The following is a 12832-nucleotide window of genomic DNA, read 5'->3' on the forward strand; positions in this document are numbered from 1 at the left end:
ATAGATAAACAAACTGCAAAAGAATTTGAAGCGAATCTAGATAGTGAAATCAAGAAGCTAGGTTTTACCTATAGATGGGAGACATCAAGGAAGGGAAAAGATATAATAACCCATAAAACAAGCAGAAAGAAATTTATGAAGGCAGTGGAGAAAATAAAAGACTGGATAAAGGGACAAAGAAACTGTCGCCTAAGGAATATGATAAGTAATCTAAATGATAAATTAAGGGGCTACTATAATTACTATGGAGTCATAGGAAACTGGAAAAGAATAGAGCAGTTTCACAGCATAGTAATAAAGCTATTATATAAATGGCTTAATAGACGTAGTCAAAGAAGAAGTTTTAACTGGACACAATTCAGTGAAAAAATGAGATGGTACAATTTACAAAAACCATTCATTAAGAGAGAATATGAACAGTTAAGATTTAGTTGCTGAAATACGGAAGTAGAGATATACGAGCTGAAGAGCCCGGTGCGGGAAATCCGCACGCCGGGATCTGCGCCAGGGACGTTGGGTGACTGATGGCTCTATGGTGACTGCGTCATTATAATTCTAGATAAGAATGGAGGGATAGAATGAATATATTAGAAAACGGACTAGATTCATTTAAGAAAAGTGTGCTTTTAATGAAGAATTTGTCAGGAAGTAAAGGTAACAAAGAATATGAGTTTCTATTGAAAGATATTATTATTGGACTTCATCATTCAACTGAAACATTATTTAAATTTCTAGTAAGTAAAAAGGACGATAATTTAATATATAAAGACTTAAGAAGTCATTTTGAACACCGATTGAATTTGAAATTGTCATTTAAATCTAAATATAAGCCGAAAACAATTGATTTCATAGATGTAATAAACAGAGTGATAATTCTATATGACTTAGAAATCGAACCTAGTAATTATAGTAAACTAAAATTTTTAAATGAGATCAGAAATAGTATTACTCATTATGAATTTGAATTTGAGGAAGATATTACAGAGCATACAGTAGCAATGTTAATACCCACACTTTTCAGAATATACATAGACAAAATACCATCATTTAAAAATTATGCAGAAGAAAATAACCTTTACTCAGATATTCAAGAATCTGTTGTCGAAAATTTAATGTGGGATATTAAACAGTTACTTTATATCTCAACTAAAATTAATCGTGCAAAATCTGAAATTGAAAAGTTAGATGAAGAGCCTGATAGAAAGAAAGCAATACTTGAAAATAGGAATAAAAAAATTGAATACAAGAATTGTATTTATTGTGGAAAGAACAGCTTTAAGGTTGTTGGGAGTTTATTGATAGACACTGAAAATGCAGTTGAATTAGGGAAGTGTGATTATTGCAAGCTTGAAGTTGACAAGAAAATATCGCAATATCTTTATGTGAATTATGGAAGCTTATTTAATATTGAAACATGGATACGAATGGAGCTGAGTAAGGTTTTAAAGGAGTTCTTGAAGATTAAAGACATAGATATTACTTTTGGTAAAGACGTTATATCAATACAAAACCTATATAAAAAATATACTGACCTATTTGAAAAAAGAACAAAAATTATTGTGGGTTATTTTATTGAGGACATGATTAGTAGATTGTTGAAGAATAATTTTGAAAGTAGTTACTACTTCGAAAATGATACTATGGAGAATATTATTGAAAATGATGACTCCAAATTGTTGATTGATTTTAAAAGTTTACTTGAAGATAATAGTGATGATGAACGCTTGATAGAGGATAGTGAGTTATTAGGAATAATAGTTAAGAATTATAGCAAAATAACTGGAAATAGCGAAGAAGACTCATTTTATAAACTTGTTAGGGTTGAGTACGTTGAAGCATACGAAAATGGCATGTATATGTCTTGGAATGGGGTACAAATTGAATCAGAAATATCAATTAGAACTGATTTTAACGCCTATGAGTTGTGGTCATTACTGTATTGTGAAGATGATGAATTATAATAATACCTAACACAGTAGATTACTATATGATTTATTATCGGAAGTTGTAAAAATCATGCCGAAACTGAAAGAGCAAGAAGAGAGATAGTAGAGATGAGATTTAGGGATAGAAATGCTGTATATAGGACTTTTTTATTCAGCATAAATTGGATTATATAAAAAGAATGGTAGAACAATCAAAGAGACACCGATATTACGATGTCTCTTAAAAAGTTATCCCCTTAAATAACCAAGGTGAACCGTATCACAAATAGCAGAAATTTTCATTAAAACATGTAATTGTAATAGATATGGAAGTTTAGGATATAATGCGGTTGTTTACATAACTCATCTGTTTTCAATTGAAAAAATAGGTTCCTTGGTTTGATGTTATAGGTTTTCATAGTGAAAAATTATATATAATTATAATACCTTAATGTAGAGATATTATAATTATTATTTTTTATATTAAATCAAAAATAATATTCTCTTATTTAGTGTGATAAATATCTTTTTATTAGTATAGTGTATACAAATAGAAAATAAGGGGGTAAATCAAATTATGAAAATTAAACCAAGCATAGTTATTACTGATTTAGAGGAGCACTTAGAGTTGTATAATATTGTATTATCAGAAGAGGCAAGGCGAACTTTAATGGATGTAGAAGACTTTGCATATAGATGTGACAATCCAGTAAATTACAATCTATTCTTCAGTAAGGTAATAAGAAATTCAAAAATTGTGAAGGACATACTCGTTGATAAGGGTACTAATCCTAATTTAGTAGCATTAGTTTTAGAAAAGGACTATTATGATACAATAGATAAATTATCAAATTATGAGAAGGAAGCTTATAGTTATTCACAGGTATACATGAGAAGAAGTAATGGAAAAACAGCTATTATTGATAGAGCGCTAGAATATTGTGTTATCGAAAATAGAAGTTTGTTAGAAAATAGTGATATTCTTTTAGCTGCTATGGATGAATATGAAAGAATCTCAGATGAGGATAACGTACAATGGGTAGATAAAGAATTGAATAAATCCTATACAACTTTATCACATGTATGCGGTTACTATAATAAGAGTTTATGGATTAAATTTGATGACATAAGAGAGGTACTACTAAATGTTAATAAAATTTATAAGAATGCTAAAATTGCATAATATCAAAATACGAATGTTAGAGTCAAAAGATCAGTTCTTTTGACTCGTTTGTTTTATTTATATAAAAACTGGAGCTAGCGTCAAATGCTAAAATGTCCTATAAATAAGCATAAATAAAGTCAAAATATTCATGATATAATAGATGTATATTAGTAATGAGAAATAAAACCTTTATGAAAGAAGTTGTTGTTGTGATTAAAAAGATTCTTAAAATAATTAAGCATGGTGAAGTATTACAGATTGAATTTTGATAATTGCTGAACCCAAATTAGGAAACAAAGATGAGCGATTCAATTATTGCTAAAGGGCGTAGTAGAAATAGATACTATATATTAAAACCATTTAATTAGGACTAAATATTTGAATAGAGGCATGATATTGTGAGGTTTAATTATGAACTATAAAACATTACACAGTAAGTACATGAAAGCATTAGAGGAAAACAAGAAACTAAAAAAAGAAATTGCTGTTCTTAAAAATATTAAAGAATATGGAGATATGTCGATTTGTAGCAATTGACTTTGATAAATATGAATGGAAAGATGATATAAAAATTATAAGGAAAGTTTGTAATGAGTTTAATATTCCAGTTGCAATAGAACGATCAAGGTCTGGAAATGGTGCTTATGCAAGGATATTTTTCCAGGATGCAATAAGTGCTAGTTTAACTAGAAAATTAGGTACTGCAATTATTACCTATGGTATGTCCAAGAGACATGGAATTAAATTTAAGTCTTATGACCGTTTATCCCCTAATCAAGATACAATGCCCAAGGGTGGTTTTGGAAATCTAATAGCATTGCCACTTCAAAAAAAGGCTAAAAAGCACGGTAATATCGAATTTGTTGATGAGAATTTTCAATCATATCCTGATCAATGGGTTTATCTAAATAGCATAAGAAAAATGAATAAAGAAGAAGTAGAAAAAGCTATATTGAATTTATGTAATGGAAATGAATATGGTGATTTAAAAAGTGAAGAACTAGAGGAGAAACCATGGTTAAGAAATAAGAAAAGTGAGTATAAACTATCCAAAAAAGATTTCCCAAGGGAAGGTAGGATAGTATTAGCAAACATAATCTATATAAAAAAAGAAGGATTTTCTAATAAAGCATTAAACAGCATTAAACGACTCGCAGCATTTAAAAATCCAGATTTCTTTAAAACTCAAGCCATGAGGCTTCCAACCTTTAATAAACCTAGGATAATTGACTTATCTGAAGAAAACCACAATTATCTTTGCATTCCAAGTGCAAATAGAATATGACGATGAAAGATACAACTAAAGAGATGTAGTAAAAGCATTGTTAAATTATGATCAAGGCGAGTTATCTGCAACGACTGCATTTGGGAAAACAGCAATTGGGTATAAAACAAGGGGAGAAAAGACAGAAGACACTGTTAATGCTATTCATGATCAAAAAATATTCTTCTCAGTATTTAAACAAGATGTATGCAGTGCTACATCTGATGTACTGATTGTGAGTCCTTTTATAAGTAAAAGAAGGTTAACAACTATTCTAAAATTAATAACTGATGAAATAAATACTGGTGCCAATTTTGTAGTAGTAACTAGACCAAAATCAGATTTTAAGGAAAAAGATCAAACTTCTTTTACGAAAAATATTAATCTACTTATTTAATAATGGTGTAAAAGTTATCTTCAAGACAAATATTCATCAAAGATTTGCTATTATTGATCAAAAAATTGTCTGGTATGGAAGTATTAATTTATTGAGTTATGGTAAAGCAACAGAGGGTATTATGAGGTTATCTAGCTGAAATATTGCAAATCAATTATTAGCATCCATTCAACACATAAAAAATACAGATTGTATTGTAGAGTAATAGAGGTAAAAATGAAATAGTATAAAGGGTTTTGAGTAGAACAATAGAAATATATTTTGGGAATAAGAAATTTTATAAATACTTTCCAATAAGTCACACACTGCTTGACTAATTGAGTTAGATAGAAAAGTAATGGTATATTTCAATAGTAGAGTATAATATTAATAAGAATTCTATAGGAGGTGGTTTTATGGATGAAAATGTATTAGAATTTGCTATATTTTGCATTGAAAGTCTAGCAGAAGAATTAGAAATGAGTGCAAAAGATGTATATAAGCTAATTAGTATTGATACGAATATCTTAAAAAGTTACATTATTCCTTGTTATGAACCTTTGCATTCTCAAAGTAAACACTATATAGTAAAGGATTTAATAGAGGTACTTAAAGAGAGAGGTACATTAAAATGATAGTATATCATGGTTCATATTGTTTAGTTGATAATCCTCATGTATCTTTTTCAAGGGATGCTTTAGATTTTGGAAAAGGATTTTATGTAACAGCAATTGAAGAACAAGCAATTAATTGGACAAGTAAGTTTAAAAGAAGGGGTAAAAAAAGCTATTTAAATATATATTCATTACCAATAGAGAAAATTAAAGAGGGTTATAAAGTTAAAGAATTTTCAACTTATAATATTGAATGGTTAGATTTTATATTAAAGTGTAGAGTTGGAAGTAATATTTATTTAAAATATGATATGATTATAGGCGGTATAGCTGATGATAGAGTATATAATACAATAGAGCTTTATAAAGATAAGTTAATTAGTAAAGATGAAGCTCTTAGAAGATTACAGTATTATAAGCCTAATCATCAAATTTGTATTATCAATCAAGAAATTATAGATAAATATTTAAAATATGAAAAAAGTGAGGAAGTGTAAAAATGAAAGCAAATAAAATATTATTACAATCTTTATATAAAGATATAATACTTGAATTTTCAAAAGAAACTGGTAAGGGATTAGATGAAAGTATTGAGTATTTTTATACATCTGAAACTTATGAATTAATTAGCAAGGGAGTTGGGGACTTACATTGTAGAGGCTTTAAATATTTAGCACAGGAGCTAATGCTAGAGTACGGGATTATGAAGCATAAAAGTTATCCAAAGGATTTGGTGCATTAAATTATATAATTATTTATTAAACAATGGAGGTAAGAGAATGCAGAATGTTGGGGTTAGAGAATTAAGAAAATATTTAAACGAAAAGTAACTTATAGATGAGATAGTTCATATATTTAAAAACTTTAATAATGTAAAAGAATATTATAGTTCCATAATTAATCCAGAGTTTAATAAAATGCTGTTCATAACGGCTATTTCTAATTATGTTTGAAATAAAGCTTGATATCTACTACCTATTTCTTTATAAGCCCAATGAGTTTTTAATAAGCTTGCAGTTGTTTTTCCAAAAAAGAAATTGTTTTGTCTTGTCATAATGATCTTTAGTGTTTTTAAGGGCTTGATTATAAACAGACTTTGATAATATACACATTTTTTTTTATAATTCCTTTTCATCTTTACTAAGATATCTTAAATTAATTCTCCTAGTAGCATACAATATTGTTGCCTCCTCTCATTTGTTATGGATTATAAACTCAAATTAGCATGAGTTAATTTTTATAACTTAGTAAGCTTATTTCTTGATCTTCTCAATTTAAAAATAATATTTTCTGTATGTTTAATCATATGATCTTACGACTTTATGATAACTGAATGAGTGCTTTATGCTGTCTAAATATGCCTAACAAAAAGAGAAAACATAATAAGTTGATAAATACACAATTTGATGGTAGAATATGCTAAGTAATGTTTATTAAATAATTGTAAAAATACATATAAGACTTTGAAGAAGGGGGCAGGGGAAAGAGCTAGAATACATAAAAGCTGTAAATGGGATTGAGGAAAAATAAAAGAACAAAAGAAAAGAAGGCGATAAGCAATACTCTAACAAGTATTGCGACCATAGGATCGAAAGGTCGAGTTATTTTTAAAATTATATGTCCATATGATATAACAATACAAAATTTTAAACAGCATAAGAATTTTAACTGGTTGGACTGAGGATAAATTTTTTTAGGAGAATAATTTAAATAGGAGGAAAAAAATGAAAAAGAAAATAATTGGTTTTATAACATTATGTTTAATGTTAGTTGTATTTAGTGGTAATGCATTTGCGATGATCGAGAATAATATCGACATTTATATTGATAATTCAAAACTTTCAATTCCACAGGAGTATGGTAAGGCTTTTATTGATGATAAAAATAGAACGCAAATACCTTTAAGAATCGTTTCTGAATCTTTAGGTTACACAGTTGAATGGAATCAGGCTGATTGGTCTGCTACAATCAATGGTAATGTAGTTGTTAAGATTGGTGAAAAAGAAGTTCAAACTCCAAATGGAACAGTAGTTATGGATACTGAAGCAGTAACTATCAACGGTAGAACAATGGTCCCACTTCGTTTCGTAATGGAAGCATTAGGTTATGAGGGAGTATACAAGTATCAATCTGGAATTCATAGAATTGATATTTTATCTCCAGTAGTAGTTGATGGTGATGTTATCGTTATTGATATTTCTAACGCTAAAGTTGATCGTTATAAGGATAAAGAAGGTGGATTCAGATCTGATTTAGTAGGTTCTGTGGATAATTCTATGATGGGAACTTATAATGATTCTTCTTATGAAGATGATATTGCTTTATTTAACAAAGCATTAAAAGGAACTACTTGGAAATTATCTGAACAAGGAAGTCTTCAAGGGGAGGCCCAAAAGTATGACGATCCTAATGTTAATTTAAAAGTTAAAAGAGATAGTGATGGAAATCCTGTAATCAACCTTAGAAATTGGTCAATTAACCAAGGTGATGATTTACTTACGCCAATCATAATGACAAGAAATGTATTTATGGAGAGTTGTAAATATTACTCAGAAACTCCAAGTGACGGAGAAGCTATCTACTGTTATGTTGATCAGGCTTTAAAACAAAAAAAGAACATTGCAAGTGATAAAGTATTACAATTTGGTAAAACAAAAATTAAGATAAGTGATCCTGGCGTGTTCGGAATTGATGTTACTTTTGTAGATTAATAAAAGCAAATGCACCAAAAAAAGAGATTGATTATTAGTCTCAGGCCGTTGACAAAGTAATTTTTAGAGAGAATCCAAAAAAACAAAAAGGATTCTCTCTTTTTATGTAGAAATATATAATATAGGTATCAGTCGTTAAATCATCACTTAAGTTAGATCCCTATGAAAAGGCTCTATTTGTATTCTGTAATAGAAGTAGGAATCGACTTAAAATCCTTCACTATGATAATGGCTTTTGGCTTTACTATCACAGAAAAGATAATGGAAGATTCAAATGGCCAATGAACTATGATGAGTCTATGCTAATAGATAAAAATGAACTAGATTGGCTGTTAAAAGGCTTCGAAATCAGAAGAAATATACAAATCAAAGAACATGAAATAAAGAATTGTTTTTAGTCTAATAAAACCATGTACATATTGAAAAATACAGGGTTTTATGGTGTGATAAATATAGAAAACATTTGTTTATAATTATTCGTGTGTTTTAACTCATTTGAAATTAAAATCTGTATATTGAAACAATAAGTATATACCGTAAAAAAATTACGGCAACTGTTGTGAAAATATACTAAATTGGTTATAATGTATATGAGGTGGTATTTATGTTGAAGTTATTTGAGACAACTGGATTCAAGAATTTTGAAAAGACAGTAACTTTGGATTTTTCTGATGTACGTGATTATAAATTTAATAAGGAATGTGTAAGAAATAATTTATTAAATACAATTATTATTTATGGTAAGAACGCTATAGGTAAGTCTAACTTAGGACTTGCACTATTTGATATTGTAACGCATTTAACTAGTAAAAATATTACACCTGGGTTATATGATTATTATATAAATACTAATAATACAAGTAATTATGCAGAGTTTCGATATGTATTTCAATTTGGGATGGATGAAGTTGACTATAGATATAGAAAGAATGAAAATCAAATACTCACATATGAGTATTTAGCGTTGAACTCTAAAACATTATTGGAATATGATAACCTATCAAATTCCGGAAATGTTGAAGAACTGAAAGCATTTGCACCTACATTAAATTGGGTATTTCAAAGTGAAGACTCTATTTTAAAATATTTTTTGTATAATTCGGTTCTTGATGATAAGCACCCTCTTCGTCAAATGATGAAGTTTGTTTCAAACATGCTTTGGTTTAGAAGTTTAGATGAAAATAGATACATTGGATACAAATCAAAAAGTAATGATTATTACGATTTTATACTTGACTCTAATAATTTAGATGAGCTAAAAGATTTTTTTCATCGAGCTGGTATTGAAGAAAATCTTATCCTAAAAGAGGACAATGATGGTAAAACTAGGCTCTATTTCGATACAAAAACACCATTGCCATTTTTTAAGGTTGCATCAAGTGGAACGAAAGCATTATATACTTTTTTTTACTGGTATAAGACAGCTACAGATATTTCATTATTATATATTGATGAATTTGATTCATTTTATCACTATGAACTTTCTGAAAGTATAGTTATGATGTTGAAGAACATTAGTAGATTTCAAACAATTCTTACATCACATAATACAAATCTGCTTTCTAATAGAATTATGCGCCCGGATTGCTATTTAATTTTAACCCAAAATAAGCTTACTTCGCTAGCAAATGCAACTGACCGAGAACTACGCGAAGGGCATAATCTTGAAAAGTTATATATGAGTGGTGAATTTGATGAATAAGGATAAGAGAAAAATCCTTGTTCTTGTAGAAGGTGCAAAGACTGATGTGCGCTTAATTGGATATTTGATGAAGATTTATGAGATAGATGTAAAGTATGAGATTGTCTCTTATAATACAAATATTTATACTCTTTATAATGAAATGTTTCTAGAAGGAGACCCTGATGCAATGGATATCCTTCAAATTTTAAAAGAACGAGAGCAAAACCAAGAGATTAAGAAATTATTTGATGAAAAGTATACAGATATACTTCTAATTTTTGATTTTGATCCACATGATCCGCAATTTTCAGAAGAGAAGATTATTAGAATGATGGATTATTTTGTTGAGTCTTCAGATATGGGCAAACTTTATTTAAATTATCCTATGGTAGAGGCATTTTATCATATGAAGAGCATTCCTGACAAATCATTTAATAATTGCTGTGCAACGATATCAGAACTTAAAGCTGGTACATACAAGAAACGTGTTAATCATGAAAATCGTGATAAGGACTATAGAAAGTTTGCCAGAACTCGTGAAGAGTGCAATATTGTTATATTGCAAAACATTGCTAAAGCGTGGTCCATACTTAACAACATAAGTTACGTAGAAAATACTGTACCTAACTTTTCTGAAATATTAATGGCACAACTTGAAAAGCTTAATATTGATAAAGAAGTTTTTGTACTTTGTACATGTGTATTTTATATTATTGATTACAATCCTAAATTGGTAATAGATTAAATTTATATACAAAGGAATGGTTAAGATTGAATAGTACTATAAATTTTCTAGATACCTCGTATTGAATTAGTTTTTTAAGGATTTAATAGTTTCAGCTACAAATTAGTGGTGTATCTGAAGCCACGATGTTTAGCGTAAGCTAAACGAGTTCACTGGAGGCATTAGGGGACTGATTACTCTATGGTGATTAAGATATATGATATTGGATTAAGCATATTAAAATATATTGCAAAAAGTCATAGAAGTATAATCTATAATAAGAAGAGGAGATTGATAATTGAGTCAATCTCCTTAAAATATATTCTACATTAACCCAATTATCACAATGGGAGGATTGAAAATATTACCATATATTTCTATTGATGAGTGTAATCTTGAAACTACAGATGCACTTATTTTACCAGAAAGTAAACCTCAAGCGTGAAACTTCCGAAATTAGTAAAATATGTTATAATATTATTGACCCCTTTTTACAATTTTTCCACAAAAAAATAGTGACAATAGAAACTGCAATAAATCTTTTATATTTTAATTCCTTGAAAAGCCTTAAAGCTTTGGCTATTCAAAAAATCAAAATGTAAATTCATAGGTGCTTTCTATATAAGGTAATAGTTAATTGGAGAAATTGTATTATTCTAAAGTGACTAAGTTGCATAATCGATGGGGTATAGTTCTAGGGCATTTAGGACTATATGTAATAGTAAGTTTTTGAGGATTGTAATTATACAATTTGCTCAATTAATAAAAGTATTGCAAAAAATAAATAAAACACAAATTTAGGTTTTTCAAGATATCAATAGGGAAAGAGGTGCAGAGCCTCTGCAGCCCCCGCTACTGTAATGGCGGACGAAATCTAGTTTATACCACTGTGATTTATATCATGGGAAGGTTAGAGAGTAGGAAGAAGTCAGAGCCAGGAAACCTGCCTAAATTTAGTACAAGTAAGTCTTCGGTGGGAAGATATTGTTTAAACATTTGTGATTAAATTTATTACATTTGAAACAATAGACCTAGCTAAGATCAGCTGGGTTTTCTTATTGATAAAAATAATTTAAGTGTAAAGGGATATGGAGAAGTATTTTAAGAGGAGGTTATGAGGATGAGGGTTGATAGCAATTTCTACTTAGGCAATGTAATAGATGTACAAGTATTACAGGATGTACAGGATAAATTTGCAGAGCTTACAGGAATAGCATTTGTAACAGTGGATTTTAAAGGTAAACCCATAACAAAGCGTGCTAATTTTTGTGAATTTTGTAAAATGAGAAGGAAAATACCTCAATATAAAAAAATATGCTATCAATCAGATGCCTATGGTGGATTAGAAGCTGCTATTAGAGAAAGGCCATACATTATCTATAGATGTCCAACGGGACTAGTAGATTTTGCAATTCCCATTGTTGTGGAAGGACAGTATTTAGGAGCAGTTTTATGTGGACAGATTAGATCCAATATAAATGATTTACCAAATATCTCTAATTCGTTAAAAGATGATGAAGAATGGAAATTAGATAAACGTTTTATTGAAGCCTATAATAAGACTGTCTATTTAGATTTTGAAAAAATTGAAGTTATGGCGGAATTAGTTCATATAGTAGTGAACCAACTTGTGGAAAAATCAATGGTAAATTTAATACAAGAGGAGTTAAATACTAAGAGTATAAAATTGATGGAAGAACAAAAAGCACGTATTGAGTTAGAAAAGGAATTAAAAATTTCAGAATTAAAAGCACTTCAATCTCAGATCAACCCCCATTTCTTGTTCAATGTATTGAACTCAATAGGAAGATTAGCTTTAATTGAAGAAGCCCAAAGAACGGAAGAAATGGTTTATTCTTTAGCCGAATTATTGAGGCATGTATTAAAAAATACTAATGATAAAGTTACCATAAGAGAAGACATAAAGTACATAGAAAAATACCTGAAAATTCAATCCATGAGATTCGGCAATAGAGTAAATTATAAAATATGTATAGAAGAAGAAATAGAAGATATAAAGATACCTGTAATGATTTTACAACCCTTTATAGAGAATGCAATAAGCCACGGTCTAGAGCCAAGTCGAAAAAATGGAAAGATTAGTATAGAAGGATATTCACTAGAAAATGATATCATAATAAAAATTGTGGATAATGGTGTAGGTATTTCAAAAAATAAATTGGCACTTATACTAGAAGAAAATGATGGGGATAGCAATATAAGAAAAACGATGGGAATAGGTATACACAATACAAATAGACGACTTATAAATTATTTTGGAAAGGGCTATAAGATCAATATAAAAAGTAAAGAAAATATGGGAACCACAGTTAAAATAAAATTGCCTAAGGCCATTAAATAAAGGAGAA

General features: G+C 28.9%; 13 protein-coding genes and 1 riboswitch. All 13 genes read left to right on the top strand.

The features are described from left to right. A partial coding sequence (locus tag N4A68_03200; protein MCT4563322.1) for a group II intron reverse transcriptase/maturase occupies nucleotides 1-438 on the top strand: 438 nt, incomplete at its 5' end. Between the two features lie 140 nt (nucleotides 439-578). Then, nucleotides 579-1961, top strand: coding sequence for a hypothetical protein (locus tag N4A68_03205; GenBank protein MCT4563323.1), 1383 nt, complete (start codon nucleotides 579-581; stop codon nucleotides 1959-1961). A 541-nt stretch (nucleotides 1962-2502) separates the two neighbouring features. After that, the gene (locus N4A68_03210) at nucleotides 2503-3108 is read left to right on the top strand and encodes a hypothetical protein (GenBank protein MCT4563324.1); all 606 of its coding nucleotides are present in this window, start codon (nucleotides 2503-2505) and stop codon (nucleotides 3106-3108) included. A gap of 393 nt (nucleotides 3109-3501) precedes the next feature. Continuing rightward, nucleotides 3502-3627, top strand: a complete 126-nt coding sequence (locus N4A68_03215) for a hypothetical protein (protein MCT4563325.1) — start codon at nucleotides 3502-3504, stop codon at nucleotides 3625-3627. Beyond that, a complete protein-coding gene (locus N4A68_03220; GenBank protein ID MCT4563326.1) occupies nucleotides 3599-4375 on the top strand; it encodes a hypothetical protein in 777 nt (258 codons plus the stop codon). The genes N4A68_03215 and N4A68_03220 overlap by 29 nt, the downstream gene beginning before the upstream one ends. 37 nt (nucleotides 4376-4412) lie before the next feature. Further along, on the top strand, nucleotides 4413-4751 hold the full coding sequence (locus N4A68_03225; protein ID MCT4563327.1) for a hypothetical protein: 339 nt from the start codon (nucleotides 4413-4415) through the stop codon (nucleotides 4749-4751). A gap of 395 nt (nucleotides 4752-5146) precedes the next feature. Beyond that, a complete protein-coding gene (locus N4A68_03230) occupies nucleotides 5147-5365 on the top strand; it encodes a DUF3791 domain-containing protein (GenBank protein ID MCT4563328.1) in 219 nt (72 codons plus the stop codon). After that, entirely contained in the window at nucleotides 5362-5841 is a 480-nt protein-coding gene (locus tag N4A68_03235; GenBank protein MCT4563329.1) for a DUF3990 domain-containing protein, read from the top strand. Before N4A68_03230 ends, N4A68_03235 begins: the two co-directional genes overlap by 4 nt. A 2-nt stretch (nucleotides 5842-5843) precedes the next feature. Next, nucleotides 5844-6086, top strand: a complete 243-nt coding sequence (locus tag N4A68_03240; GenBank protein ID MCT4563330.1) for a hypothetical protein — start codon at nucleotides 5844-5846, stop codon at nucleotides 6084-6086. 982 nt (nucleotides 6087-7068) lie between these two features. Further along, nucleotides 7069-8055 carry a copper amine oxidase N-terminal domain-containing protein gene (locus N4A68_03245; protein ID MCT4563331.1) on the top strand — a complete coding sequence of 329 codons (987 nt, stop codon included), beginning with the start codon at nucleotides 7069-7071 and terminating at the stop codon, nucleotides 8053-8055. Between the two features lie 604 nt (nucleotides 8056-8659). Next, nucleotides 8660-9757: an ATP-binding protein gene (locus tag N4A68_03250; protein MCT4563332.1), complete on the top strand. Its 1098-nt coding sequence runs from the start codon at nucleotides 8660-8662 to the stop codon at nucleotides 9755-9757. Then, the gene (locus tag N4A68_03255; protein MCT4563333.1) at nucleotides 9750-10484 is read left to right on the top strand and encodes a hypothetical protein; all 735 of its coding nucleotides are present in this window, start codon (nucleotides 9750-9752) and stop codon (nucleotides 10482-10484) included. Before N4A68_03250 ends, N4A68_03255 begins: the two co-directional genes overlap by 8 nt. 761 nt (nucleotides 10485-11245) lie before the next feature. Beyond that, a riboswitch (cobalamin riboswitch) is annotated at nucleotides 11246-11429 on the top strand. A gap of 154 nt (nucleotides 11430-11583) precedes the next feature. After that, complete coding sequence (locus N4A68_03260) at nucleotides 11584-12825, top strand: PocR ligand-binding domain-containing protein (protein ID MCT4563334.1); 1242 nt, start codon at nucleotides 11584-11586, stop codon at nucleotides 12823-12825. Nucleotides 12826-12832 lie beyond the last annotated feature (7 nt).

The sequence above is a fragment of the Maledivibacter sp. genome, from assembly GCA_025210375.1.
In the GTDB taxonomy this organism is placed as follows: domain Bacteria; phylum Bacillota; class Clostridia; order Peptostreptococcales; family Caminicellaceae; genus JAOASB01.

Coding starts and splice junctions, on each gene's coding strand:
- N4A68_03205 (MCT4563323.1), top strand. CDS start 579: ATGAATATATTAGAAAACGGACTAGATTCATTTAAGAAAAGTGTGCTT.
- N4A68_03210 (MCT4563324.1), top strand. CDS start 2,503: ATGAAAATTAAACCAAGCATAGTTATTACTGATTTAGAGGAGCACTTA.
- N4A68_03215 (MCT4563325.1), top strand. CDS start 3,502: ATGAACTATAAAACATTACACAGTAAGTACATGAAAGCATTAGAGGAA.
- N4A68_03220 (MCT4563326.1), top strand. CDS start 3,599: ATGGAGATATGTCGATTTGTAGCAATTGACTTTGATAAATATGAATGG.
- N4A68_03230 (MCT4563328.1), top strand. CDS start 5,147: ATGGATGAAAATGTATTAGAATTTGCTATATTTTGCATTGAAAGTCTA.
- N4A68_03235 (MCT4563329.1), top strand. CDS start 5,362: ATGATAGTATATCATGGTTCATATTGTTTAGTTGATAATCCTCATGTA.
- N4A68_03240 (MCT4563330.1), top strand. CDS start 5,844: ATGAAAGCAAATAAAATATTATTACAATCTTTATATAAAGATATAATA.
- N4A68_03245 (MCT4563331.1), top strand. CDS start 7,069: ATGAAAAAGAAAATAATTGGTTTTATAACATTATGTTTAATGTTAGTT.
- N4A68_03250 (MCT4563332.1), top strand. CDS start 8,660: ATGTTGAAGTTATTTGAGACAACTGGATTCAAGAATTTTGAAAAGACA.
- N4A68_03255 (MCT4563333.1), top strand. CDS start 9,750: ATGAATAAGGATAAGAGAAAAATCCTTGTTCTTGTAGAAGGTGCAAAG.
- N4A68_03260 (MCT4563334.1), top strand. CDS start 11,584: ATGAGGGTTGATAGCAATTTCTACTTAGGCAATGTAATAGATGTACAA.